The organism is Stenotrophomonas sp. YJH_SMC_105-26 (genome assembly GCF_059368915.1).
The window spans coordinates 79,646-105,236 of the sequence record NZ_JCAFSD010000013.1 but is presented as its reverse complement, the minus strand read 5'-3'; the positions used below and the strand labels follow the sequence as shown (position 1 = coordinate 105,236).

Below are 25,591 nucleotides of genomic sequence, written 5' to 3'. Positions count from 1 at the left end.
GTCATCGCGATCTGGTCGAAGAGCAGCCGAGCATGGCTCGGCTCTACAGGAGCGCGAAGGTGAACGACACGTCGTTGTAGAGCCGAGCCCACGCTCGGCTTGCGCACACAGCGCGGGCGTCATCGCGATCTGGTCGAAGAGGAGCCGAGCATGGCTCGGCTCTACAGGAGCGCGAAGGTGAACGACACGTTGTTGTAGAGCCGAGCCCACGCTCGGCTTGCGCGCATGGCGCGGGCGTCATCGCGATCTGGTCGAAGAGCAGCCGAGCATGGCTCGGCTCTACAGGAGCGCGCAGGAGTGCGCGCAGTCTATGCCGGCGGCAGCACCTTACCGGGGTTGAGGATGCCGTCCGGGTCCAGCGCGGCCTTGATCGCGCGCATCGTTGCCAGCGTTTCCGGGGTGAAGGCCTGCGCCATGAAATCGCGCTTGGCCAGGCCGATGCCGTGTTCGCCCGACAACGTGCCGCCCAATGCCAGCGTCAGCTCGAAGATCCTTGGCAGCGCGGCATGCGCGCGCGTGTTCTCGTCGGCATCGTCCGGGTGGTAGAGGATGTTGACGTGCAGGTTGCCGTTGCCGGCATGGCCGAAGGTGACGATGGTCAGCGTGTAGTCACGTGCCAGCGCCTGCACGCCGGCCACCAGCTCCGGAATGCGCGACACCGGGACCACTACATCTTCATTGATCTTGCCCGGCGCCACACTGCGCAGCGCAGGCGACAGCGCCTTGCGCGCCGCCCACAGCTGGTCGCGTGCGCGGCCTTCCATCGCCACGTCCAGTTCGATCATGCCGTCGCCTTCGGCGGCGCTGGCCAGGGCCTGCAGCAGATAGGGCAGGGTGTCGTGGTCACCATCGGCCTCGACCAGCAGCATCGCACCGGCCTCTGGCACGTCAGCACCATTGAGCCGCAGCAGCTCCAGGCTGCGCGCGTCCATGAATTCCAGGCGGGTGGGTACCACCGGCTGCGACATCAACCGCGACACGGCGGCCGCAGCAGCATCGGCATCGCGGTACAGCACGCGCAGCCCGGCCTGGCTGACCGGCAACGGGGTCAGCTTCAGCGTGGCTTCCACGATCAGTGCCAGCGTGCCTTCGCTGCCCACAAGCAGATGGGTGAGGTCGTAGCCGGTGGCGTCCTTGGTGTAGGCACCACCGCAGCGGATCAGCTCGCCGGTGCCGGTCACCGCCACCAGGCCCAGCACGTTGTCGCGGCTGGTGCCGTACTTCACCGCGCGCGGGCCGCCGGCATTGCAAGCGAGGTTGCCGCCGATGCTGCAGATCTCGGCGCTGGAAGGATCCGGCGCCCAGAACAGGCCATGCGGGGCCAGTGCCTGCTGCAGGGTGCCATTGAGCACGCCGGGCTGCACGACCGCGCAGCGATCACCGGCGCGGATCTCGATGATGCGGTCCATGCGGGTGAACGACAGCACGATGCTGCCCGGCTGCGGGACGGCTGCACCGGTCGTGCCGGTGCCGGCGCCGCGCGCGACCAGCGCCACGCCATGCGCGCGACAGGCACGTACCAGTGCCTGAACCTGTTCGACGTCGGCGGGCAGCGCCACGGCTGCCGGACGCTGGCGGCGCCATGAATTGTCCTGCGCGTTGGCCTCCAGCGCGCTGTCATCCATGCGCCAGCCCTCCGCGCCCAGCAGGACGGACAGTTCGGCAACCAGGGCAGCAGGCAGGGCAGGACTCATGACGGATCTCGAGAGGCAGCAGGAGCGGGTTGGATCAGTTTCCAGGCGACAACGGCGCCGGCCAGCGGCAGCCACACCCAGCGCAGTTCGGAGAGCAGGGTAGCCACGCCGCGTGCGCTGAAGAACTGTGGGGCGAAGGGTGAAACGCGGATCGGTCGCCACGGCGCGAAGAAGCGGTGTTCGCTCCACGGCCAGGCCAGTGCGACGCCGAGGCCGCCGGTGGTCATCGCATCCAGCAGCGGATGGCTGGCGGCACAGACGAAGACGAATACAGCGGCTTGTACGGTCGATGCCACCGTTGGCCCTGCCTTGGTAGGTGCCAACCTTGGTTGGCACGAAACCGCCGACCAAGGTCGGCGACTACCGGGGCTGTGCTGCGCCGACCAAGGTCGGCGACTACCGGGGCTGTGTGGTGCCGACCAAGGTCGGCCGCTACCAAAGAATGCGAACGCCGCCGCCAATGCCGCCAGCACGCCGGCAAACAGCAGCGAATGGCTGGCACCGCGATGGCCGAAGGCATCCGCATAGGGAATGTGCAGCGCAAAGGCCAGTACATCGGCATCGGGCAGCATCGCGGCGATCACGCCTGCAACCAGCAGGCGCGGCGGGATGCGGCCACGATCAGCGGCGCACCACAGCGCCAGCGGCACGGCGGCATGGGTGATGATCGAAGGCATCAGTCACGCACCATGGTAGTGCCGGCCAGGCTGCGCTCTGGCGGGGGCCAACCTTGGTTGGCACAGACGCGCCGACCAAGGTCGGCTTCTACCAAGGCGGACAGTACACATCAGCAATCATCCAGCCGGAATGCGTCACGCAGCCAATGCAGCTGCGGCGGTTCGCCACTGGCTTCCACCACGTCGAAGCGGCAGGGCGCATTGGCCAGCGCGGGGTGGTCCCGCAGGTACAGCTGCGCGGCATGCGCCAGGCGCCGGCATTTGCGCGCATCGACTGAAGCGGCACCGCCACCGTACTCCGATCGCGCGCGATAGCGCACCTCCACGAACACCACGATGCCGGCATCGTCCATCACCAGGTCCAGTTCACCGCCGCGATAACGCACGTTGCGCGCGCGCGGCTGCAGTCCGGCCTGTTGCAGATGCTGCTCGGCGGCGGCTTCCACCGCCGAGCCACGTTGGCTGCGCTCAGCGACCACCGACGATCGGCATCGGCCGGCCGCCATTGAAGGTCGACCATGCCGGCTGGCGCAGGATGTTGCCGTTGCTGTCCAGGAACAGGGTGCCGGTGGCACCGTCCAGGCCGCCTTCGTTGGACAGCTTGTCCAGATAGGCGGTGATCTTCCAGGCGTCGGCGCCGAACGCGAACAGGCGGCCGGCCGCACCGCGTGCGCTCGGCAGGGTGCTGGCCACCTGGCTGGCCGAGGGCAGGCCGGACACGCTGCGCACGTTCCAGGCTTCATTCGGGTAGACGATGCCGTCCAGGGCCACGTCTTCTTCCACCTTGCCGCTGCCGACGGTCAGCTGCGAGGTGCCGACGCGGGTGGCGCCACCGGCACCGGCCAGCGCCAGCTGCGGCGCCAGCAGGCGGGCCTGCGGTGCACGCACGGCGAGGAACACCGCATCGACCTGGCCGGCATTGCGCACCTGCGCGCCGACATCGCCAACGGCATCGCTGACGTTGAAGGTGGCCACCACCTGCCCACCGCGCTGTGCGAAGCGCTGCGCGAAGGCGGCGGCGGAACGGCGGCCGGTGTCGTCATTGCTGCTGATCACCAGTGCGCGGTTGCGTTCGCGGCCACGCAGGTATTCGGCGGCGACGATGCCGTCGTCTTCCGGTGCCAGCGAGAAACCGGCGCTGCCGGCCGGCGGTGCGTCCTTGCCACGGTTCAGGGCCAGCACCGGCACCTGCAGCTGCTGGCGGCCGTAAACGGCGTCCACTTCGTCGCGGCCCAGCGGTCCGACTACGAAGTCGGCACCGGAGGCGACCGCCTTGTCATAGGCGGCGAGGGCACCGGCCGGGGTGCCGGCGGTGTCGAAGAAGTTGATGTCCGGACGGCGGCGGCTTTCACCGTAGTAGGCGCTCAACAGGCCATCGCGCACCGGCTGCGCGGCGGTGGCCAGGCGGCCGCTGAGCGGCAGCAGCACGGCCAGCTTGGCCGGCGGGCGGTAACCGTCGCTCATCGCCGGCGGGCGCTTACTGGTGTCGAACTGGGCCGCGCCATCGCGGTCGAACGGGCGCGGCAGCGGCAGGCCGCGCGCGATCAGCGCACGGCCGGCGAAGTTGTACAGCGGGTCGTTGGCCGGCAGCGCGGCGGCACGGCTGCGCAGGGTGGCGTCGTCGAGGGTGCCGAGCAGGCCGGCGATGGCGGCCTGGTTCTCGCTGCGCGTGCTGCCGGTCAGGCCGGCATGGGCACGGGCGCGCTCGTTGGCGGCACCGAAGGCATCGCCGGTGCCCTGCAGGGCCTGGGCGCGGGCCAGCAGCCAGCGGGTGCGCAGGCCGACCGCAACGCTGTCGGCATGATCCTTCAGCAGGGCCAGCGCCTGCGCCGGCTGCTTGTCGGCCAGCGCCAGCTCGGCACCGGTCAGCTGGTAGCGCTGCAGGCTGGCGCCGGACAGCTGGCGGGCGGTGAGCTGGCCCAGCAGGCTGCGCGCGCGGGCACTGTCACCGGCCAGGTGCCAGGCCCAGGCCGCATCGGCCAGTGCGTTGCTGCGGGCACCGCCACGCAGCGTGGCGGCCAGGCCTTCCAGCTGCAGTGCGGCGTCGCGCGGCTTGCCCTGTTCGATCAGCGCCAGCGCCTGGCCCTGGGCCGGCGAATCGGGGGTGCTGGTCAGGCTGGTGGTGGCACAACCGGCCAGCAGCATCAGCGACAACGACAGGGCGGAGAACCGTGCGGCGGGCTTGTTCATGATCGGGTCCATGCGATGAGGGCAGCGGCCTTGGCCGGGTACACGCTACGATTCTACCCTTGCCCCGTGAGTACCGCTGAAATGAGTGTCCCAACCCTGTACGTCGTCGCCACCCCGATCGGCAACCTGGCCGATCTGAGCCCGCGCGCGCAGGAGGTGCTGCGTTCGGTGGCGGCCATCTGTGCCGAGGACACCCGCCGCAGTGGCCAGCTGCTGTCCCATTTTGGCATCCAGCAACCACTGGTGGCCCTGCACGAACACAATGAAGAGGCCCTGGCGCAGCGCTTGGTCTCGCGCCTGCAGGCCGGCGAGTCGCTGGCGCTGGTCAGCGATGCCGGTACCCCGCTGGTCAGTGACCCCGGGTTCCGCCTGGTGCGTGCCGCGCGCGCGGCGGGCATCAAGGTCAGCCCGGTGCCCGGTGCCTGTGCCGCCATCGCCGCGCTGAGCGTGGCCGGCCTGCCCAGCGACCGTTTCAGTTTCGAGGGCTTCCTGCCGGCCAAGGCCAGCGGCCGCCGCGACCGCCTGCAGGCGCTGGCCGGCGAAGTGCGCACGATGGTGTTCTACGAATCGTCGCACCGCATCGCCGAATCGCTGGCCGACATGGCGGCGATCTTCGGTGGCGAACGCCCGGCGGTGCTGGCCCGCGAGCTGACCAAGCTGTTCGAGACCGTGCTCGATGGTGACCTGGCGGGCCTGCTGGCGAAGGTCGAGGCCGACGACAACCAGCGCAAGGGCGAGTTCGTGGTGATGGTGCAGGGCGCGGGTGATGACGAACAAGCGCAGCTGGCACATGGCCGCCGCGTCTACGCGAAGCTGAGCGAGCACCTGCCACCGTCGACCGCCGCCAAACTGGCCGCGGAACTGACGGGCGCGCCGCGCAAGGCGTTGTACGGTAGTTGATTGATCGTGCGGACCAAGGTCCGCACCCACCAAAGCAGAATCCGCACCCACCAGAGCGGCGGAAAAGATCCACGCCATGCGTGGATGGATGAACCGGACGCCGCGATCAGCACGGCAGGAAGGACCTGCGTACGCTAGAATATGCGCTGGCGGAGCCGGCCAGACAGTCGCGTCATCCCTTCGGGGGTGCCGAGGAAAGTCCGGGCTCCATAGGGCAAGGTGCCAGGTAACGCCTGGGCGGCGCAAGCCGACGGAAAGTGCAACAGAAAGATACCGCCTACGTCTTCTTCGGAAGGCCGGTAAGGGTGAAATGGTGCGGTAAGAGCGCACCGCGAGTCTGGCAACAGACCGGCACGGCAAACCCCACCTGGAGCAAGACCAAATAGGGATCCTTTGGCGCGGCCCGCGTTGGATCCGGGTAGGTTGCTTGAGCGTTGCGGTGACGTAACGCCTAGAGGAATGACTGTCCACGACAGAACCCGGCTTATCGGCCGGCTCCGCCTCCTTCTTCTTCCACGCATGGCGTGGAGCTACCGTGATTGCGGCGTCGGGTCCCTTTCCGGAGGAAAGGGACCCGACGCCACGCCCTGCTCAGCCCGGCGTGCGGTACTGCCCGGCGGAAATGAACTGCGAGAAGCGCTCGCACCACACCACCACCGTGGTGTAGTCGTCCACGTCCACGTTCGCGGGCACATCCACCAGGAAGCGGTTGAAGGTCTTCACCTCGCCGATGCGCTGGGCCTGCGCCTTGATCTTCAGGAAGTCGGCCTTGTTGTCGACGAAGTCGCGGACCAGGTAGACCTTGTAGTCCGGGCCCGGTCCCATCTTGCCGTCGAAGGCAACCTGGGTGGCGCTGACGCTGACCTTGCCTTCGGCCCAGTGCACCGCGTCGCTGCCTTTGAGGTCGCGACGGAAGGTGGTGCGATAGGTGGCGTCGTTCATCGCGGCCTGCACCTGCGTGACCGGCGGGTCATCGGGGGCGATCAGGATCGGCAGCAGATAGATGCCCAGGCCGAAGCCCAGGCCGAGAGCAAGCAGGTGGGTGGCGAACTGGATGAGAATGCGACGCATGGGGCCTCCTTGAGGGTTGTGGTCGATGGCGCGGCGCGATGCCGGGCGCGACCACCCTGGGAGGTCAGGGGCGACATTTATAGACACAGTGCCGATTGCGAAAAGGGCACAGTCGGCTGGCTGTGATGCTGAAACCGCTGTGGCGCGGACGGATCGCGGTCGCGGCTGGAAGCTGAATGACGTTTCAGGCCCGCTGCGATGACGACTGCCGTCGCGTGGATCGCGACAGCACGCTGCGGGTAGTGCCGGCCGCTGGCCGGCAACTTCATGCTGCATCCGAAGATCCAGAGGTTGCCGGCCAGCGGCCGGCACTACCCCCCCCCCGCCAAGAGCATCCGGCCAAGGGCCGTCATGACCGGGTCAGAAAATGACGTGGCTCTGGCCGCTGGGAGCGCCCTGCGGGCCGAAGCGGCGTTCGTGGATCTCGCCATGGCCGTCGGCGTCGATCAGCAGCACGGTGCTGGCGCGGGTGCCGTAGTCATCGCCACGGATGAAGGCCGGGCTCAGCCAGCGCTCGCGTTCCAGGCCGATGCCGGTGTCGGGCAGGTCGCTGTCGGCAGGGCGGTGTTCGTCGGCCAGAGCATTCCAGAGTGGGGTCAGGTCCGGGGTCAGATCCCTTTCGCTGTGCGAAAGGGATCTGACCCCGTCTTTCTGAAGCCAGGCTTCAAGGGCCGCCATCAGCCGCCGGGTCTTCGGCCAGGGCGCGTCCAGCGCGCCGTTGGACATGCCGTGCACGCCCGGGCCGAGGGTCTGCCGTTCGGCGGGATGGTTGCCGAGGTACTCCAGGCTGTCGCTATCGGCCAGCAACAGATTGAACGGGGCATAGGCGCCAGCCACGGTCGCCAATCGGTCGATATGCACAGCGGCCGGGTCGCGGCCGCGCAGGAAGTCGGCCACCAGCGCGCCCCGCGACGGGCCGGTCTGGGCCGCCAGCGGGTCGCGGACGTTGGTGACCACCGCCATCCGGCCCGAGGCGCCAACCCCGGCCCAGCCACCGCCGGAGCGCAGATCGCGCCCGCCGATGACGGACGTCTCATCCTGCCAGGGGGCCAGCGCCGCCGTCGGGCGGGCGTGGAACTCATCACGGTTGCCGGCCATCACCAGCCGCCAGCGCGGGTGGTGCATCCAGCCAAGAGCGAGCAGGCACATGGCCTCATTGTGCACGGTTTGCGCAGTTCGGCGCCGTTTCCGGCCCGTTCCGGATGAATGCGCGGCCGATGTTTCACGCCCTCTCCACGCCCCTGAACTTCCGTTCAATCTCAAAAATTGAGACGGATCAGCAACTTGTGGATAAGCCTTGAACAATTCTCTAAAGGTTGTTGCAAGCCATTGATGCGGCTGGCGATTTCCCCGCTGAAAAGTTGTTGACAACCCTCGGCCCGCTGCTAAGGTGGGCATCAGAGGGAAATCCGGGTGTTTTGTGGGTTTTCGTGGTTCAATGTTTCACCGGGCGAAGGACAAGGTGCAGGCGTCGTGTTCCAGGGCGAGACGGCCATCACAGTTGACGACAAAGGGCGCATGGCGGTTCCCACCGCTTACCGCGACCTCGTCGCGCGCGCCAGCAACAACCGTCTCGTGCTGACCTACAACCCGTTCGAAGCCGGCTGCCTGTGGCTGTATGCAGAGTCGGAATGGGAGCGGGTCCGCGACGATGTGATGTCCAAGCCCAACACCCAGCGCGTCGTGCGCCTGTTGCAGCAGAAGCTGGTCGGCTCGGCCGCCCATCTGGAACTGGACGGCAACGGTCGCATCAGCATCCCCGCCAGCCACCGCGGTGCGGTGGGCATTGAGAAGAAGGCGGTATTGCTCGGTATGGGCGACAAGTTCGAATTGTGGAGCGAGCAGGCGCATCGGGCCCTGATCCAGCAGACGTTGTCTGACGAGGATCTGGGTGATGGGTTGCTCGACCTGAAGTTGTGAGCCGGGGTGCCCGGATGCGCCCAGAAGCGCAGGCCGGTCACCTTCCGGTGTCGCAGTCGCCGGCGGTGCACCTGCCGGTCCTGTACACCCAGGTCCTTGAAGGCCTGAGGGTGATCGAAAACGGACGTTATCTGGATGGCACGTTCGGTCGTGGCGGTCATGCACGTGGCGTGCTCACCCAGCTCGGTCCCGAGGGGCGCCTGCTGGTCATGGACAAGGATCCGGAAGCCATCGCCGTTGCCGAGCGCGATTTCGCGCCGGACCCGCGCGTGTCCATTTTCCGGGGCAGCTTCGCCCAGCTGCTGCAGTGGGACGCGACGGCCGAAGGCCTGGACGGCGTGCTGTTCGACCTCGGCGTGTCGTCGCCGCAGCTGGACGTGGCCGAACGTGGCTTCAGCTTCGGCAAGGACGGCCCGCTGGACATGCGCATGGATCCGGACAGCGGTGAAAGCGCCGCGCAGTGGATCAACCGCGTCGAAGAGCGCGAGATCGCTGATGTGCTGTGGACCTACGGCGAAGAGCGCCAGAGCCGGCGCATCGCCCGCGCCATCGTGGCCCGCCGCGAGAAGCAGCCGTTCTCCCGCACCGCCGAACTGGCCGAGCTGATCGCCTCGGTGATGCCGCGTGGGAAGGACAAGATTCACCCGGCCACGCGCAGCTTCCAGGCCATCCGCATCCACATCAACCGCGAGCTGGCCGATCTGGAAGCCGGGCTCGATGCGGCGGTGGAACGGCTCAAGCCCGGTGGCCGCCTGGCGGTGATCAGCTTCCACTCGCTGGAAGACCGCATCGTCAAGCAGTACATGAACCGCCTGGCCAAGGCGCCGCCGGCCAACCGCCGGCTGCCCGAGGCGGTTGCGTTCGTGCCGACGCTGGACCTGATCGGCGGCGCCATCAAGGCCACCGACGAAGAGCTGGCCGCCAACCCGCGTGCCCGCAGCGCCGTGCTGCGCGTGGCACAGAAGCGGGGGGGCGATGCATGAGCCGGCTGCTGCTGATCATCCTGCTGGCCTGCACCGTCGCCTCGGCGATCGGCGTGGTGTTCGTGCGCCACCGCCACCGGCAGACCTTCATCGAGCTGTCGCGTGCCGAGCGCAAGCGCGATGACATCAACCTTGAGTTCGGCCGCCTGCAGCTGGAACAGGCCACCCTGGCCGAAGCCAACCGCGTGGACCGCATTGCCCGCGAGAAGCTGGGCATGAAGTTCCCCGAGGCCGCTGACATCGTGGTGGTGCGCCCATGAGCAAGACCGGCCGCAACCGCCCGCGCAACGCCTTCAACCTGCGCCAGCGCCTGCGCTGGGTCGCGCTGGCGCTTGGCCTGTGCTCGGTGTCGCTGGTGGGTCGCGCGGCCTACGTGCAGATCATCAACAGCGATTTCTACCAGCGCCAGGGCGAGGCCCGCTACCTGCGCGAGCTGCCGATCAAGACCTCGCGCGGCATGATCACCGACCGCAACGGCGAGCCGCTGGCGGTGTCCACCCCGGTCGCCTCGATCTGGGTCAACCCGCAGGACCTGCTGCGTTCGCCCGAGCGCATCCCGGAGCTGGCCCAGGCGGTCGGCATGTCGGTGGATGAGCTGAGCAGCCGCCTGTCGCAGAAGTCGGACAAGGAATTCATGTACCTGCGCCGCCGGATCAATCCGGACGAGGCAGAGAAGGTGGTCGCGCTGAAGATTCCGGGCGTGGCCGCGCAGCGCGAGTTCCGCCGCTTCTACCCGCAGGGCGAAGCGATGGCGCACGTGCTGGGCTTCACCAACATCGACGACCGCGGCCAGGAAGGCCTGGAACTGGCGTTCGACGAATGGCTGCGCGGCAAGGCCGGTGCCAAGCGGGTGATCCGCAACCGCAAGGGCGAGACCGTCGAAAGCGATCTGCTGCGCGCCGCCGAGCCGGGCAAGGACCTGACCCTCAGCATCGACCGCCGCATCCAGTACCTGGCCTTCAAGGAACTGCGCAACGCGCTGGTGGCCAACAAGGCGGCCGGTGGTTCGATGGTGATCATGGACGTGACCACCGGCGAGATCCTGGCCATGGTCAACCTGCCGACCTACAACCCGAACTCGCTGACCGGTGCGATCCCCGATACGCGCCGCAACCGCGCGGTGACCGACCTGGTCGAGCCGGGTTCGACGATGAAGCCGCTGACCATCGCCACCGCGCTGCAGGCCGGTGCGGTGACCAAGGACACCATCATCGACACCAACCCGGGCTACATGACCCTGGGCCGCTTCACCATCCGCGACGTGCCGCGCAACAACGGTGTGCTCAACGTGACCGGCGTGATCACCCGCAGTTCGAACGTGGGTGCGGCCAAGGTTGCGGCGAAGATGCCGGACCAGACCTTCTACGACGGCGTGCGCCGCTTCGGCTATGGCTCGGCGCCGCACAGCGGTTTCCCGGGCGAATCGGCCGGCGTGGTGATGCGTCCGGCACGCTGGTCGGGTACCACCAAGACCACCATGTCCTATGGCTACGGCCTGTCGGTCACGCCGCTGCAGATTGCCACCGCGTACTCGGCGCTGGCCAACGGCGGGCGCCTGATCGCGCCGACCTTCGTCAAGGGCCAGCGCAATGAAGGCCAGCAGATCATCGACGAGAACGTCGCCCGGCAGGTGGTGGCGATGATGGAAACGGTAGTCACCCAGGGCGGCGCCAAGCAGGCGGCGGTGCTGGGTTACCGCGTGGCCGGCAAGACCGGCACCGCGCGCAAGGCCGGCCCGGGCGGTTATGAGCGCGGCCATTACAACGCGCTGTTCGCCGGCGTGGTGCCGGCCACCAACCCGCGTTTCGCCACCGTCATCGTCATCAACGACCCGCAGGCCGGCAAGTTCTACGGCGGCCTGGTGTCGGCGCCGGTCTACCACAACGTGATGGAAGGCACCCTGCGCCTGATGGACGTGCCGCTGGACGACCTGCAGTCGTGGCTGGCCGCACAGCAGTCGGGCAAGGTCGGCCATTCGGCCTCGATCCTGCCTGCGCCGCCGGCCGAGACCGCGCTGCCGGTCGATGCCGCCGCTGAATTCGACGCTGCGCTGCCGAGCGCGCAAGCCCAGACGCCGCCCGCTACGGGAGGCACGCAATGAGTCCTTCGATGTTGCTTTCGCAGTTGCTTCCGGACGTGGCCCTGGCGGGTCATGATCCCGTTCTGACCGGCCTGGTGCTGGACAGCCGTGCCGTGCGCCCCGGTAACGCCTTCGTCGCCATCGCCGGTTTCGGCGCGCATGGCCTGGGCTTTGTCGAGCAGGCGCGCGCTGCCGGTGCCAGTGCCATCCTGTTCGAACCGCCGGCACCGGCCGATCTGCCGGCCCCGGCTGATGCGATCGCCGTGCCGGGCCTGCGCGCGCGCATGGGCGCGATGGCCGACCAGTTCCATGGCGCGCCATCGCGGGCGATGGCGATGGTCGGCGTGACCGGCACCAACGGCAAGACCTCCACCGTGCAGCTGCTGGCCCAGGCCTGGCATCTGCTCGGAACGCCCAGTGGCAGTATCGGCACGCTGGGTGCCGGACTTTATGGTGCGGTCGAGCCGACCGGCTTCACCACGCCGCTGGTGCTGCAGATGCATGCGCTTCTGGCGCAGCTGCGCGACGCCGGTGCGCGCGCGGTGGCGATGGAAGTCAGCTCGCATGCGCTGGACCAGGGCCGCGTGGACGCCGTGCACTACGACGTGGCGGTGTTCACCAACCTCACCCGCGACCATCTGGACTACCACGGTGACATGGCCAGCTACGGCGCGGCCAAGGCGCGGCTGTTCCATCGCCCGGGCCTGAAGGCCGCGGTGATCAATCTGGACGATGCCTTCGGCCGGCAGCTGTTCGCGGGCCTGCCGGCCGGCGTGCAGGCGATCGGGCTGAGCTCGCGTGGTGCCACTGACGCCAGCGTGCGCGCCGAGGCGCTGCAGCTGGACGGTCGTGGCATCGCCTTTGAACTGGTCATCGACGGCCAGCGCGCGGCGGTGCAGTCGCCGCTGCTGGGCCGCTTCAACGTGGACAACCTGCTGGCCGTGGCCGGTACCCTGCACGCGCAGGGCCAGCCGCTGCCGCGTATCGCCGAAGTGCTGTCGGCGCTGCAGCCGATCCGCGGCCGCATGAACCGCCTGGGCGGTGAAGACGGCCTGCCGACGGTGGTGGTCGACTACGCGCACACCCCGGATGCGCTGGAACAGGCGCTGGACAGCCTCCACGGGCACCTGCAGGGCACGCTGTTCTGCGTGTTCGGCTGCGGCGGCGAGCGCGACACCGGCAAGCGCCCGCAGATGGCGGCGATTGCCGAGCGCCTGGCCAACCAGGTCATCGTCACCGACGACAACCCGCGCGGCGAAGATGGCGATGTGATCGTGGCTGACATCCTGGCCGGCTTCCAGAACGCCGATGCCGTGACCGTGCAGCGCAGCCGCGCGCGTGCGATCGGCCTGGCGGTGAAGCGTGCCGGTGCAGGCGACATCATCCTGATCGCCGGCAAGGGCCACGAGCCGTACCAGGAAGTGAATGGCGTGCGCCATGACTTCGACGACACCGAAGTGGCCGCCGCCGCACTGGCGGCCAAGACCGGTGTGCTCAGCGCGCAGGCCGGGGAGGGTGCCGCATGAAGCGCACCCTGCTTTCGCTGATCGCACACTGGGCCGGTGGCGAGATCCACGGCGACGACGTGGCCATCGATGCGGTCAGCAATGACACCCGCAATCTCGGTCCGGGCAGTCTGTATGTGGCGCTGCGCGGCGAGCGGTTCGACGGCCATGACTTCGCGGCCGACGCGCAGGCGCGCGGTGCCAGTGCGCTGCTGGTCGAGCGCCTGCTGCCGGTCGAACTGCCGCAGGTGCTGGTGGCCGACAGCGAACTGGCGCTGGCGAAGATCGCCACAGGCATGCAGCGTGACCGTGGCACCGAGGTGTTCGCGATCACCGGCAGCAATGGCAAGACCAGCGTGAAGAGCCTGCTGCTGTCGATCCTGCAGCAGGTGGCCCAGCACGCGCACAAGGTGGTCTACGCCAACCCGGGCAACCGCAACAACGAGATCGGCCTGCCGCTGGCGGTGATCGATGCGCCGGAAGATGCCGACTACGCCGTCTACGAGATGGGCGCCGGCAAGCCGGGCGACATCGCCTACCTGACCGACATCGCCCGCCCGCGTTATGCGCTGGTCAACAACATCGCCCCGGCGCACCTGGAACGTATGGGCAGCCTGCTCGGCGTGGCGGTGACCAAGGGCGCGATCTACGCCGCGCTGCCGGCCGATGGCGTGGCGGTGATCAACGCCGACGATGCCTATGGCCGCTGGTTCGAACAGCATTTCATCAGCACCCCGGCGCGTTGCCGCGTGCTGCGCTATGGCCTGGAACACTCGGCGGACGTGACCGCGCGCGATATCCGCGCCGGTGCGCAGGGCAGCCAATTCACTCTGGTCGCACCGGCCGGCGAAGCCCGCGTGGTGCTGGGCCTGCCGGGTCGCCACAACGTCAGCAATGCGCTGGCCGCCGCCAGCCTGGCGCTGGCCGCCGGTGTCGATCTGGCGCTGATTGCCGCCGGCCTGGCCGAAGCGCAGCCGGTGCCGGGTCGCCAGATCGCCCATCAGCTGCGCAATGGCGCGGTGCTGGTGGATGACAGCTACAACGCCAACCCCGGGTCGCTGGCCGCGGCCATCGATGCCCTGGCCGCGGCGCCGGAAGAGGGCTGGCTGGTGCTGGGCGACATGCGCGAGCTGGGCCCGGACGCGGAAGCGCTGCATGCGCAGGCCGGCCTCCGCGCACGTGCTGCCGGCCTGAAGCGCCTGTATGCACTGGGCCCGCTCAGCGCCGCGGCCGCCTCCGCCTTCGGCGAAGGCGGCCGCCATTTCGCCACCCACGACGCGCTGTCGCAGGCGCTGAAGGACGAGCTGCACGCCGGCGTGCGCTGCCTGGTCAAGGGTTCCCGTGGCAGCGCCATGGACACGATTGTCAAAGCGCTGCTGGCGCAAGGAGAGGAATCCCCGCATGTTGTATGAACTGGCTCGATGGTTGCAGCAGTTGGAGAGCCTGTTCGGGCTGTTCAACTACCAGACGTTCCGCGCCATCCTTGCCGCGCTGACGGCCCTGTTCCTGTCGCTGTGGCTGGGCCCGGCGATGATCCGCAAGCTTGCCCAGTTCAAGGGCGGCCAGCCGATCCGCAAGGACGGTCCGCAGACCCATTTCTCCAAGGCCGGCACGCCGACCATGGGCGGTTCGCTGATCCTGCTCACCATCACCCTGTCGGTGCTGATGTGGGCCGACCTGCGCAACCGCTACGTGTGGCTGGTGCTGGCGGTGATGCTGTGCTTCGGCGCCATCGGCTGGTATGACGACTGGATCAAGATCGTCCGCCGTGACCCGAACGGCCTGAAGTCGCGCTGGAAGTACCTGCTGCAGTCGATCTTCGGCCTGGCTGCGGGCCTGTTCCTGTTCTACACGGCCGACGTGCCGGCAGCGCTGACCTTCTACATCCCGATGTTCAAGTCGGTCGCGCTGCCGCTGGCCGGCATCGGCTTCGTGGCCATCGCCTACTTCTGGATCGTCGGCTTCTCCAACGCGGTGAACCTGACCGACGGCCTTGACGGCCTGGCGATCATGCCCACCGTGCTGGTGGCCTGCGCGCTGGGCGTGTTCGCCTACGCCTCGGGCAACGTGGTGTTCGCCAACTACCTGCAGATCCCGCAGATCCCGGGCGCCGGCGAGCTGGTCATCATCTGTGCGGCCATCGCCGGCGCGGGCCTGGGCTTCCTCTGGTTCAACACCTACCCGGCCATGGTCTTCATGGGCGACATCGGCGCACTGGCACTGGGTGCGGTGCTGGGCACGATCGCGGTGATCACCCGCCAGGAGCTGGTGCTGGTGATCATGGGCGGCGTGTTCGTCATCGAAACGCTGTCGGTGATGATCCAGGTCGCCTCGTTCAAGCTGACCGGCAAGCGCGTGTTCCGCATGGCGCCGATCCACCACCATTTCGAACTGAAGGGCTGGCCGGAGCCGCGCGTGATCGTGCGTTTCTGGATCATCTCCGTCGTGCTCGTGCTGATCGGCCTGGCCACGTTGAAGGTGCGCTGAGATGAACGACCTGTCCCGCCAGGCAACACGCCTTGAAGCCATCGAAGGCAGCTACGACAAGTGGCTGCTGGGCGCGATCATCGCGCTCACCGGTGTCGGCGTGGTGATGGTGGCCTCCAGCTCGATCGCGCTGATGAGCAGTCCGTTCTATTACCTCAACCGCCACCTGATCTTCCTGGCGGTGGGTATCGTGCTGGCGGTCATTGCCGCCCGCACCGAGCTGAAGTCGATCGAGCAGTACAACCAGATGCTGCTGCTGGGCTGCTTCGTACTGCTGCTGGCGGTGTTCGCACCGGGACTGGGCAGCACGGTCAACGGTGCGCGCCGCTGGATCAACCTGGGCATTTCCAAGTTCCAGACGGTCGAAGCGGTGAAAGTGCTCTACATCGTCTGGCTGTCGAGCTACCTGGTGCGTTTCCGCGACGAGGTCAATGCGACCTGGCCGGCAATGCTCAAGCCGCTGGGTGTGGCCGGTGCGCTGGTGGTGCTGCTGTTGCTGCAGCCGGACTTCGGTTCCTCGACCCTGCTGCTGGCGATCACCGCCGGCATGCTGGTGCTGGGCGGGGTGAACATGCCGCGCATGTCGATGCCGGTGATCATCGGCCTGGTCGGCATGAGCGCGCTGGCGATCATCGAGCCGTACCGCATGCGCCGCATCACCTCCTTCCTGGACCCGTGGGCCGACCAGCAGGGCGACGGCTACCAGCTGTCCAACGCGCTGATGGCGGTGGGCCGTGGTGAATGGACCGGCGTCGGCCTGGGCAACTCCGTGCAGAAGCTGTACTACCTGCCTGAAGCGCACACCGACTTCATCTTCTCGGTCACCGCCGAGGAATTCGGTTTCCTGGGTACCTGCGTGATCGTGGCGCTGTATGCGCTGCTGGTCGGCCGCACCTTCTGGCTGGGCATGCGCTGCGTGGAAATGAAGCGCCACTTCTCCGGCTACATCGCCTTCGGCATCGGCCTGTGGATCAGCATGCAGACCTTCGTCTCGATCGGCGTGAACCTGGGCATCCTGCCGACCAAGGGCCTGACCCTGCCGCTGATCTCCTCCGGCGGTTCGTCGGTGCTGATGACCTGCGTGGCGATGGGCCTGCTGCTGCGCGTGTCGTATGAACTCAAGCGCGCCGAGCGCCGCCAGGCCGTGCGCATCGGTGGCGCCGAAGACGCCGCGGCCGAACCGATGGACAAGCCCGCCGCAGCGGTGGACGCCAGCGTGCCGATGCGTGCCGAGCCGGTCGCACCCGCGTCCGCTGCAGCGAGCGCCGCACGTGGCACCAGCCGCCTGCAGTCGCGCATCGAACCGACCTTCGGGAGGCTGTCATGAGTGCAGCCACCGAGAGTGGGCGCCCGGTGATGATCCTGGCCGGAGGCACCGGCGGTCACATCTTCCCCGGCCTGGCCGTGGCCCGCGTGCTGCGCCAGCGCGGCGTGCCGGTGACCTGGATGGGCGCCGACGGTGCGATGGAAACCCGCCTGGTGCCGCAGCACGACATCGCCATCGATACGCTGGCCATCACTGGCCTGCGCGGCAAGGGCAAGCTGGCCCTGCTGGCGGCGCCGTGGCGGCTGATGCGCGCGCTGCGCGCGGCCGGGCTCATCATCCGCCAGCGCCAGCCGCGCGCGGTGGTCGCCTTCGGTGGCTTTGCCTCCGGCCCCGGTGGCATGGCCACGCGCCTGCATGGCCTACCGCTGATCGTGCATGAGCAGAACCGTGCGCCGGGCCTGACCAACCGCATCCTGTCGCGTTATGCGCGTCGCCTGCTGACCGGTTTCCCGGGCACCTTCGCGAAGGGCGAGGAGTTCGTCGGTAACCCGGTGCGCGCGGAAATCGCTGCCATCGCGCCGCCGGAACAGCGCTTCGCCGACCGGCAGGGCCCGCTGCGGGTGCTGGTGGTGGGCGGCAGCCAGGGCGCGCGTGCCCTCAATACCGGCGTGCCGCAGGCGATTGCCGCGCTGGGCGCCGGCCTGCCGGTGCAGGTGCGCCACCAGAGCGGCGAGAAGATGCATGCCGAAGCGGTGGAGGCTTACGCCAAGGCCGGTGTGCAGGCGGAAATCACGCCGTTCATCGCCAACATGGCCGAAGCCTTTGCCTGGGCTGACCTGGTTGTCTGCCGCGCCGGCGCGTCCACGCTTGCCGAGCTGTGCGCGGTCGGTGTCGGCAGCGTGCTGGTGCCATTTCCCGCTGCCGTCGACGATCACCAGACCCGCAACGCGGAGTACCTGGTCGAGCGCGGCGCGGCGGTGTTGCTGAAGCAGGACGGAACGCTGGCCGACGGCATTGCCGCAACGCTGCGCGATCTGTCCGAAAATCCCGCCCGCCGCATGCAGATGGCGCAAGCCGCGCGTGCCCTGGCCAAGGTCGATGCCGCCGAGCGCATCGCCGATATCATTCTCGAGGAAGCTGTATGAAGAAGGCATGCCACCGCGCCTGCCCTGCGCGAGGCCGCGCATGATCCGCCGCCTGCACGACACCAACGACCTGGTGCGCGCGTTCCCGCGCGTGCATTTCGTCGGCATCGGCGGCACCGGCATGAGCGGTATCGCCGAAGTGATGCTGACGCTGGGCTATGAAGTGTCCGGCTCGGACAACGCCGATAACGTTGCGACCCGCCGCCTGGCCAGCCTGGGGGCGCGCATCATGCGCGGCCACTCCGCGGCCAACGTGCTGGGCACCGACTGCGTGGTGGTCTCCAGTGCCATCCGCGAAGACAACCCGGAGCTGATGGAAGCGCGCAGCCAGCGCATTCCGATCATGCCGCGTGCGGCGATGCTGGCCGAGCTGATGCGCTTCCGCCGCGGCATCGCCGTGGCCGGCACCCATGGCAAGACCACCACCACCAGCCTGACCGCTGCGGTGCTGAGCGAAGGTGGCCTGGACCCGACGTTCGTGATCGGTGGCCAGCTGCTGGCCGCTGGTGCCAACGCCAAGCTGGGTGGCGGGCAGTGGCTGGTGGCCGAGGCCGATGAAAGCGATGGCAGCTTCCTGCGCCTGAACCCGCTGATGTCGATCATCACGAACATCGATGCCGACCACCTGGAAAACTACGGCAACGATTTCGCCCGCGTGCAGGCGGCGTTTGCCGAGTTCCTGCAGCGCCTGCCGTTCTACGGCCTGGCGGTACTGTGCATCGATGATCCGGAAGTCGCCGCGCTGGCCGCCAGGACCCCGCGCCACGTGATGAGCTACGGCATGAGCCCGCAGGCCGACGTGCGCGCCGAGAACGTGGTGCAGGAAGGGTCGCGCATGCGCTTCACCCTGCGCCTGCCGCAGGGCACCAGCCAGGAAGTGGTGCTGGCGCTGCCGGGCAGGCACAACGTGCTCAACGCGCTGGCCGCCGCTGCGGTGGGCTGGCAGCTGGGCGTGGCCCCGGACGCGATCGCACGCGCGCTGGAGGGCTTCGCCGGTGTCGGCCGTCGCTTCAACGATCTGGGCGAGGTGACCACCGCCAGTGGCGCCAAGGTCCGCATCATCGACGACTATGGCCATCACCCGAGCGAGCTGGAGGCAGTGTTCGCCGCCGCTCGTGGTGGCTGGGCCGACAAGCGCCTGGTGGTGGCCTTCCAGCCGCACCGCTACAGCCGTACCCGCGACCAGTTCGACAAGTTCGCCGCCGTGCTGTCGAGCGTTGATGCGCTGGTGCTGAGCGAGGTCTACCCGGCCGGTGAAGAACCGATTGCCGGCGCCGACTCGCACGCGCTGGCCCGTGCCATCCGCGCGCGTGGCCGCAGTGAGCCGGTGGTGGTGGGCAAGGCCGCCGAGCTGGCCAGCGTGCTGCCGGACGTGCTGCAGGACGGTGACCTGTTGCTGATGATGGGCGCCGGCGACATCGGTGCCGTGGCCACCCATATCGCGGTGGAAGGTTTCAAGGGGGAGGGCCAGGCGTGAGCACGCTGACCTTCCCGCCGCTGCGCGTGACCGACCCGGCCGAGTTCGGCCGCGTCGCCGTGCTGCTGGGCGGCAGTTCCAGCGAACGCGAGGTGTCGCTGGATTCGGGCCGCAACGTGCTCGAAGCCCTGCAGTCGCGTGGCGTCGATGCGTTCGCGGTGGACGGCATTCCGGCGCTCGCCAGCGCGCTCGCCGCCGGTGGCATCGATCGCGTCTTCAACATCCTGCACGGCCACAACGGTGGCGGTGAGGACGGCATCGTGCAGGGCCTGATGGACGCCTTCGGCGTGCCGTACACCGGCTCGAACGTGCTGGGTTCGGCGCTGAGCATGGACAAGATCCGCACCAAGCAGGTGTGGCTGTCGCTGGGCCTGCCGACCCCGCAGTACCGCAAGGTCACTGCCGAGGACGTGCACGCCAATGCCGCCGAACTCGGCCTGCCGGTGGTGGTGAAGCCGGCCAACGAAGGCTCCAGCGTGGGCATCAGCCGGGTCACCGATGACGCCGGGCTGGATGAAGCGGTGGCCCTGGCCGCGCGCTACGACGGCCAGCTGCTGATGGAGCAGATGGTGGTCGGCGACGAATTGACCGTGGCCATCCTTGGCGACGTCGCACTGCCGTCGATCCGCATCGTGCCCAAGGGCCAGTGGTACGACTACAACGCCAAGTACATCGCCGAGGACACCCAGTACCTGTGCCCGGGCCTGGACGGTGGCGACGAAGAGGACATCCGGCGCATCGCGCTGGCCGCGTTCCGTGCCGCCGGGTGCCGTGGCTGGGGCCGCGTGGACGTGATGCGCGATCGCGACAGCGGCCGTTTCTTCCTGCTGGAAGTGAACACCGCGCCGGGCATGACCAGCCATTCGCTGGTGCCCAAGGCGGCCCGCCAGGCCGGCATCGGTTTCGAGGAGCTGGTGTGGCGCGTGCTGGAACAGACCCTGGAGGCCTCGCACGCATGAACGCGGTGCTGCGCATCTTCGTCTGGCTGTTGGCGCTGTCGGTGGTTGCACTGCCGGTGGTGGCCGTGGTCAATGGCTGGGTCGGCGCCGAGCGCTGGCCGCTGGCGAAGCTGCGCGTGCATGGTGAGTTCAAGCGGGTGCCGGCCGAACAGCTGCAGCAGGTGCTGCTGCCGTATGCGCGCGCCGGCTTCTTCGCGGTCAAGCTGCAGGACGCGCAGGACGCCCTGGAAAAGCTGCCGTGGGTGGAAAGCGCGCAGGTCCGCAAGCAGTGGCCGGACGTGCTGGAAGTGACTCTGGTCGAGCACAAGCCGTTCGCCCGCTGGGGTACCGACCGCCTGGTGTCCGAGCAGGGCAAGCTGTTCCCCACGCCGAAGAAGCTGTCCGACCTGGCGCTGCCGGAGCTGGATGGCCCGGACAGCCAGACCGCGGAAGTGATGAAGCTGTACAGCGACTCGCGTGCATTGTTCGCACCGGCCGGCGTCGATGTGCGCCGGGTGACGATGGACGCACGCGGCAGCTGGTCGCTGGTGCTGAGCAACGGCACCGAAGTGGTGGTCGGCCGCGACGACGCGCGCTCGCGCATGCAGCGCTTCGTCAAGGTACTGCCGCAGCTCAACCGTCAGGACGCGCCGATCGAGCGCGCCGACCTCCGTTACACCAATGGTTTCACGCTGAGCTGGGGTACCCCGGCCACGCCGGCGAAAACGCCGGCGACCCCGGCCAGAAGCACGCAGGAAAGGACATGAATCGCAAGGGTGACAAATCGCTGATCGTTGGCCTGGACATCGGCACCTCCAAGGTGGTGGCGCTGGTGGGCGAGTATTCGCCGGGCAACCCGATCGAAGTGATCGGCATCGGCTCGCACGAATCGCGCGGGCTGAAGCGCGGCGTGGTGGTGGACATCGAATCGACCGTGCAGTCGATCCAGCGCGCGGTGGAAGAAGCCGAGCTGATGGCCGGCTGCGAGATCCGTTCGGTGTACGCCTCGATCTCCGGCAACCACGTGCAGTGCAAGAACTCGCCGGGCATCGTGCCGATCCGCGACGGTGAAGTGACCTGGGGCGACCTGGATCGCGTGCTCGACGCGGCCAAGGCGGTGGCGATCCCGGCCGACCAGAAGATCCTCCACGCGATCCCGCGCGAGTACGTGCTGGACGATTCGCAGGAAGGCATCCGCAACCCGGTCGGCATGACCGGCGTGCGCCTGGAAGTGCATGCGCACCTGGTGGTGTGCGCGCAGTCGGCCGCGGCCAACATCAGCAAGTGCGTGCAGCGCTGCGGCCTGCAGGTGGACGACCTGGTGCTGTCCTCGCTGGCCTCCAGCGTGGCAGTGCTGACCGCCGACGAGCGCGAGCTGGGCGTGGTGCTGGTCGACATGGGCGCCGGCACCACCGACATCGCGGTGTTCGTGCAGGGTGCGATCTGCCACACCGCCTCGCTGCCGATCGCCGGCGACCACGTGACCAACGACATCGCGCACATGCTGCGCACGCCGACCCCGGAAGCCGAGCAGATCAAGGTGCGCTATGCCTGCGCCCTGGCCCAGCTGGCCACGGCCGAGGAGAGCATCCAGGTGCCGTCGGTGGGCGACCGCCCGCCGCGCCGCATGCCGCGCCATTCGCTGGCGCAGGCCGTGCAGGGCCGCTACGAGGAAATCTTCGAGATGGTGCAGGCCGAACTGCGCCGCTCCGGCTTCGAGGAGCTGGTGCGCGCCGGCATGGTGCTGACCGGTGGCGCGTCGAAGATGGAAGGCGTGGTCGAACTGGCCGAGGAAATGCTGCAGATGCCGGTGCGCGTGGGTATCCCGCAGCACGTCACCGGCCTGGGCGAAGTGGTCGGCAACCCGGTACACGCCACCGGCGTGGGCCTGCTGCTGATGGGCAGCCAGATCGAGCACCCGCGGCGGCCGTCGCTGCCCACCGGGCGCGCCGGAAGCATGTTCAAGAAACTCAAGACCTGGTTCCGCGGCGAGTTCTGACGCGGAACCCGTAAACCCGGGCCTCGCCCGGGCGCAACACCCGCAGTACCCGCATCACAACGCAATACCGGCTACACACAACCCACACAGCCGCAACGTCGGCATGCAGCAGGACGGCAGGACGCCCGAATGCCCATGCCAGCCAAAGCGGATACAACGAGGACACGGACATGGCGCATTTTGAACTGATCGAAAAGATGGCACCCAATGCGGTGATCAAGGTGGTTGGCGTGGGCGGCGGCGGCGGCAATGCCGTGGCGCACATGGTCAACTCGGCGGTGGATGGCGTGGAATTCATCACTGCCAACACCGACTCGCAGGCCATCAAGAATTGTGGTGCCAAGCTGCAGCTGCAGCTGGGTACCAACGTGACCAAGGGCCTGGGCGCAGGCGCGAACCCGGAAGTCGGCCGCCAGGCCGCGCTGGAAGACCGTGAGCGCATCATGGACGCGCTGCAGGGTGCCGACATGGTGTTCATCACCGCCGGCATGGGCGGCGGCACCGGTACCGGCGCTGCGCCGGTGGTGGCACAGCTGGCCAAGGAAATGGGCATCCTGACCGTGGCCGTGGTCACCAAGCCGTTCCCGTTCGAAGGCCGTCGCCGCATGCAGGTGGCGCTGAAGGGCATCGAGGAACTGAGCCAGCACTGCGACTCGCTGATCACCATCCCGAACGAGAAGCTGATCACCGTGCTGGGTCGCAACGCGACCATGATCCAGGCCTTCCGCGCTGCCAACGACGTGCTGCAGGGCGCCGTGCAGGGCATCGCCGACCTGATCGTGCGTCCGGGCCTGATCAACGTCGACTTCGCCGACGTGCGCACCGTCATGTCCGAAATGGGCCTGGCGATGATGGGTACCGGCACCGCCCGTGGCGATGACCGCGCCCAGGCCGCTGCCGAATCGGCGATCCAGAACCCGCTGCTGGACGATGTGAACCTGGCTGGTGCCAACGGCATCCTGGTCAACATCACCGCCGGCGCCGATTTCACCATGGCCGAGTTCGACGAGATCGGCCGCACCATCGATGGCTTCGCTTCCGAAGATGCCACCGTGGTGGTCGGCACCGTGCTCGATCCGGACATGCAGGACGAAGTGCGCGTGACCGTGGTGGCCACCGGCCTGAACCGCGTCTCGGCCAGCAAGACCCAGCGTCCGGGCGAGCGTGCGCCGATCAAGCTGGTCCGCAACGCCACCACCGGCCAGCCGGAGTTCGGCGAGTTCGACAACGGCGGCGATGCCGTCTCCAAGGCGGTGGGTGGCATGGGCCTGGGCCTGCGTCGCGCCAGCAGCGATACCGCAGCGGCCTCCGCCCCTTCGGCCCCGGCCGCTTCGGCCCCGGCGGCGGCGGAACTGCCGAACGATTACCTGGACATCCCGGCGTTCCTGCGCCGCCAGGCGGACTAAGCGGGGCGGCCCGGGGTTGTCCTCCCCGGGTTGCGCCACCATGTCCTGAAAACGCGGGCGCCGGGCCAGGATGGGCCCGGCCGCCCTGCTTCACGCGCTTTCCAGCGGCGTGCCGGTGGATCCTGCCGGTGGCTGCAACTGGCGTTTCAGCCGGGGTAGGGGAGTGCGCGTGTTAATCTAATGTGTCACTTCCGGTCCATCCCCCATGATCCAGCAACGCACCCTCAAGAACACGATCCGCGCCACCGGCGTTGGCCTGCACAGTGGTGACAAGGTCTACATGACCCTGCGCCCGGCACCGGTCAACCATGGCATCGTGTTCCGCCGCGTGGACCTGGACCCGGTGGTGGAGGTGCCGGCCAAGGCCGAACTGGTCACCGAAGTGACCCTGTGCACCGGCCTGACCTGCAACGACGCAAAGATCCAGACCGTCGAACACCTGATGTCGGCGCTGGCCGGCCTGGGTGTGGACAACATCATCGTCGAACTGTCCTCGGCCGAGCTGCCGATCATGGACGGTTCGGCCGGCCCGTTCGTGTTCCTGCTGCAGTCGGCGGGCATCATCGAACAGGATGCGCCCAAGCGCTTCATCCGCGTGCTCAAGACCGTGGAGGTGACCGAGGGCGACAAGGTGGCCCGTTTCACCCCGTACGAGGGCTACAAGCTGGGCTTCACCATCCAGTTCGACCACCCGATGATCCCGGCCAAGCAGTCGCGGCAGGAAATCGAGTTCTCGACGCTGGCCTACACCAAGGAAATCTCCCGCGCGCGCACCTTCGGTTTCATGCGCGACCTGGAATACATGCGCGAGCGCAACCTGGGCCTGGGCGGTTCGATGGACAACGCCATCGTGCTGGACGAGTTCCGCGTGCTCAACGAAGACGGCCTGCGCTACGCCGACGAGTTCGTGCGCCACAAGATCCTTGACGCCATTGGCGACCTCTACCTGGCCGGTGGCCAGGTGCTGGGCGCCTACGAGGGCTTCAAGTCCGGCCACGCGCTCAACAACAAGCTGGTGCGTGCCCTGATGGCCGACGCCAGCGCCTGGGAATGGGTCAGCTTCGACTCGCCGACCAGCCCGGATCCGGTGGAATATGCCACCCCGGCCTACGCCTGATTCCATAGATCGTTGAATTTCAAGATAAAAACGCCGCCTTCCAGGGCGGCGTCGTTGTTTCCGGGGCTTGCGACGCATTCAGCGTGCTTGAAAGGCGTCAAGGCCGGTTCAAGGTCACGGTTTTGTGAACCTGTTGGATCGGAAGCCTGAATTTAACGAAGTTTTAACTTCAATCTAACGACAGGCCCCCGGATGGCCGCTAGGATGCGACCCGGCCCCCGAAATGTTTCACGCCGTGGTGACACGCGCAACGGGGAGCGGAGCCGGATGCTCCGTTGCCATCAGGACCGTTTCTTCGGCTTCGAGGGAACGTCCTGCAGGCAAGCCAAGGCGTCGCGTAGCCCTTTGTGCGTGGCGGCTGAAACTGCGTGGGGGCCATTCCGGTTGTCGATCGCTGGGGAGCGTGAGGGAGTGGTGGACGCAGTCTTGATGGTCACCCTGGTGGCCTTCAGCCCGATGGAACGGGCCGCGTCGAGCAACTGGGCTTCGGCAAGCCGCAACTTGGCATGCCAGACCGGGGACTCGACGAGAAAAACGAGGTGTTCCCCGTCCACATTGGCCAGCCGGCAGCGGCTGCGCAGAGGTGGCGGCAACTGGGGGCGCAACTGCCGGTCCAGCGCGTCGAGCCACAAGGCCCGACGCAGCGGGTTCCCGCTTTTGTCCGCCATTACCGCATCCAGCGCCGGTTTCGGCACTGACGCGGGGCGAACGCTGGATTTCGGCTCAGACATGAAA

General features: G+C 68.0%; 22 protein-coding genes, 1 other RNA gene and 1 pseudogene. 17 read left to right on the top strand and 7 right to left on the bottom strand.

Annotated features, from left to right (window positions below; all coding sequences use genetic code 11):
• Positions 1–308 precede the first annotated feature (308 nt).
• The 4 genes from AC5P7F_RS20245 to AC5P7F_RS20230 all read right to left on the bottom strand — a co-directional run bounded on the left by AC5P7F_RS20245 (position 309) and on the right by AC5P7F_RS20230 (position 4,561).
• The gene (locus AC5P7F_RS20245; RefSeq protein WP_014645929.1) at positions 309–1,694 is read right to left on the bottom strand and encodes an FAD-binding oxidoreductase; all 1,386 of its coding nucleotides are present in this window, start codon (positions 1,692–1,694) and stop codon (positions 309–311) included.
• Positions 1,691–2,371, bottom strand: a complete 681-nt coding sequence (locus AC5P7F_RS20240) for a metal-dependent hydrolase (RefSeq protein ID WP_046428806.1) — start codon at positions 2,369–2,371, stop codon at positions 1,691–1,693. The genes AC5P7F_RS20245 and AC5P7F_RS20240 overlap by 4 nt, the downstream gene beginning before the upstream one ends.
• Before the next feature lie 110 nt (positions 2,372–2,481).
• On the bottom strand, positions 2,482–2,850 hold the full coding sequence (locus AC5P7F_RS20235; RefSeq protein WP_172412182.1) for a YraN family protein: 369 nt from the start codon (positions 2,848–2,850) through the stop codon (positions 2,482–2,484).
• Complete coding sequence (locus tag AC5P7F_RS20230) at positions 2,840–4,561, bottom strand: penicillin-binding protein activator (protein ID WP_046428809.1); 1,722 nt, start codon at positions 4,559–4,561, stop codon at positions 2,840–2,842. Before AC5P7F_RS20230 ends, AC5P7F_RS20235 begins: the two co-directional genes overlap by 11 nt.
• An 81-nt stretch (positions 4,562–4,642) precedes the next feature.
• Here AC5P7F_RS20230 and rsmI point away from each other — a divergent pair, with 81 nt between their 5' ends.
• The gene (gene rsmI / locus AC5P7F_RS20225) at positions 4,643–5,461 is read left to right on the top strand and encodes a 16S rRNA (cytidine(1402)-2'-O)-methyltransferase (RefSeq protein ID WP_014645933.1); all 819 of its coding nucleotides are present in this window, start codon (positions 4,643–4,645) and stop codon (positions 5,459–5,461) included.
• A gap of 151 nt (positions 5,462–5,612) precedes the next feature.
• An RNA gene (gene rnpB, locus AC5P7F_RS20220) (RNase P RNA component class A) lies at positions 5,613–5,964 on the top strand.
• Positions 5,965–6,052: 88 nt separating this feature from the next.
• On the opposite strand, the gene AC5P7F_RS20215 is transcribed toward rnpB, so the two are convergent.
• The gene (locus AC5P7F_RS20215) at positions 6,053–6,532 is read right to left on the bottom strand and encodes a DM13 domain-containing protein (RefSeq protein WP_014645934.1); all 480 of its coding nucleotides are present in this window, start codon (positions 6,530–6,532) and stop codon (positions 6,053–6,055) included.
• 360 nt (positions 6,533–6,892) lie between these two features.
• Positions 6,893–7,681 carry an NRDE family protein gene (locus AC5P7F_RS20210; RefSeq protein WP_046428811.1) on the bottom strand — a complete coding sequence of 263 codons (789 nt, stop codon included), beginning with the start codon at positions 7,679–7,681 and terminating at the stop codon, positions 6,893–6,895.
• A 324-nt stretch (positions 7,682–8,005) separates the two neighbouring features.
• Here AC5P7F_RS20210 and mraZ point away from each other — a divergent pair, with 324 nt between their 5' ends.
• From mraZ to lpxC, 15 genes and pseudogenes are all read left to right on the top strand, one after another.
• Entirely contained in the window at positions 8,006–8,452 is a 447-nt protein-coding gene (gene mraZ / locus AC5P7F_RS20205) for a division/cell wall cluster transcriptional repressor MraZ (RefSeq protein ID WP_004143635.1), read from the top strand.
• A gap of 14 nt (positions 8,453–8,466) precedes the next feature.
• Entirely contained in the window at positions 8,467–9,435 is a 969-nt protein-coding gene (rsmH, locus tag AC5P7F_RS20200) for a 16S rRNA (cytosine(1402)-N(4))-methyltransferase RsmH (protein WP_014645936.1), read from the top strand.
• Positions 9,432–9,695 carry a cell division protein FtsL gene (gene ftsL, locus AC5P7F_RS20195; RefSeq protein ID WP_005415286.1) on the top strand — a complete coding sequence of 88 codons (264 nt, stop codon included), beginning with the start codon at positions 9,432–9,434 and terminating at the stop codon, positions 9,693–9,695. The genes rsmH and ftsL overlap by 4 nt, the downstream gene beginning before the upstream one ends.
• A complete protein-coding gene (locus AC5P7F_RS20190; RefSeq protein ID WP_014645937.1) occupies positions 9,692–11,536 on the top strand; it encodes a peptidoglycan D,D-transpeptidase FtsI family protein in 1,845 nt (614 codons plus the stop codon). Before ftsL ends, AC5P7F_RS20190 begins: the two co-directional genes overlap by 4 nt.
• The gene (locus AC5P7F_RS20185) at positions 11,533–13,041 is read left to right on the top strand and encodes a UDP-N-acetylmuramoyl-L-alanyl-D-glutamate--2,6-diaminopimelate ligase (RefSeq protein WP_046428817.1); all 1,509 of its coding nucleotides are present in this window, start codon (positions 11,533–11,535) and stop codon (positions 13,039–13,041) included. The genes AC5P7F_RS20190 and AC5P7F_RS20185 overlap by 4 nt, the downstream gene beginning before the upstream one ends.
• Positions 13,038–14,432: a UDP-N-acetylmuramoyl-tripeptide--D-alanyl-D-alanine ligase gene (locus tag AC5P7F_RS20180; protein WP_046428819.1), complete on the top strand. Its 1,395-nt coding sequence runs from the start codon at positions 13,038–13,040 to the stop codon at positions 14,430–14,432. The genes AC5P7F_RS20185 and AC5P7F_RS20180 overlap by 4 nt, the downstream gene beginning before the upstream one ends.
• Complete coding sequence (gene mraY / locus AC5P7F_RS20175; protein ID WP_004154219.1) at positions 14,422–15,507, top strand: phospho-N-acetylmuramoyl-pentapeptide-transferase; 1,086 nt, start codon at positions 14,422–14,424, stop codon at positions 15,505–15,507. The genes AC5P7F_RS20180 and mraY overlap by 11 nt, the downstream gene beginning before the upstream one ends.
• Position 15,508: 1 nt before the next feature.
• Complete coding sequence (gene ftsW, locus AC5P7F_RS20170) at positions 15,509–16,834, top strand: putative lipid II flippase FtsW (protein WP_014645940.1); 1,326 nt, start codon at positions 15,509–15,511, stop codon at positions 16,832–16,834.
• Complete coding sequence (gene murG, locus AC5P7F_RS20165) at positions 16,831–17,919, top strand: undecaprenyldiphospho-muramoylpentapeptide beta-N-acetylglucosaminyltransferase (protein WP_046428823.1); 1,089 nt, start codon at positions 16,831–16,833, stop codon at positions 17,917–17,919. The genes ftsW and murG overlap by 4 nt, the downstream gene beginning before the upstream one ends.
• A gap of 40 nt (positions 17,920–17,959) precedes the next feature.
• Entirely contained in the window at positions 17,960–19,396 is a 1,437-nt protein-coding gene (gene murC / locus AC5P7F_RS20160; protein ID WP_014645942.1) for a UDP-N-acetylmuramate--L-alanine ligase, read from the top strand.
• The gene (locus tag AC5P7F_RS20155; RefSeq protein WP_014645943.1) at positions 19,393–20,355 is read left to right on the top strand and encodes a D-alanine--D-alanine ligase; all 963 of its coding nucleotides are present in this window, start codon (positions 19,393–19,395) and stop codon (positions 20,353–20,355) included. The genes murC and AC5P7F_RS20155 overlap by 4 nt, the downstream gene beginning before the upstream one ends.
• Positions 20,352–21,029 (top strand): annotated as a pseudogene (locus tag AC5P7F_RS20150) (cell division protein FtsQ/DivIB); the annotation flags it as partial. The gene AC5P7F_RS20155 and the pseudogene AC5P7F_RS20150, both read left to right, overlap by 4 nt.
• A gap of 68 nt (positions 21,030–21,097) precedes the next feature.
• Positions 21,098–22,333 carry a cell division protein FtsA gene (gene ftsA / locus AC5P7F_RS20145; protein ID WP_005408083.1) on the top strand — a complete coding sequence of 412 codons (1,236 nt, stop codon included), beginning with the start codon at positions 21,098–21,100 and terminating at the stop codon, positions 22,331–22,333.
• A 170-nt stretch (positions 22,334–22,503) separates the two neighbouring features.
• On the top strand, positions 22,504–23,739 hold the full coding sequence (ftsZ, locus tag AC5P7F_RS20140) for a cell division protein FtsZ (protein ID WP_005415297.1): 1,236 nt from the start codon (positions 22,504–22,506) through the stop codon (positions 23,737–23,739).
• Positions 23,740–23,944: 205 nt separating this feature from the next.
• Complete coding sequence (gene lpxC / locus AC5P7F_RS20135) at positions 23,945–24,856, top strand: UDP-3-O-acyl-N-acetylglucosamine deacetylase (protein WP_014645945.1); 912 nt, start codon at positions 23,945–23,947, stop codon at positions 24,854–24,856.
• A 281-nt stretch (positions 24,857–25,137) separates the two neighbouring features.
• Here lpxC and AC5P7F_RS20130 read toward each other — a convergent pair whose 3' ends face one another.
• On the bottom strand, positions 25,138–25,587 hold the full coding sequence (locus AC5P7F_RS20130) for a DciA family protein (RefSeq protein ID WP_032956682.1): 450 nt from the start codon (positions 25,585–25,587) through the stop codon (positions 25,138–25,140).
• Between the last annotated feature and the right edge of the window lie 4 nt (positions 25,588–25,591).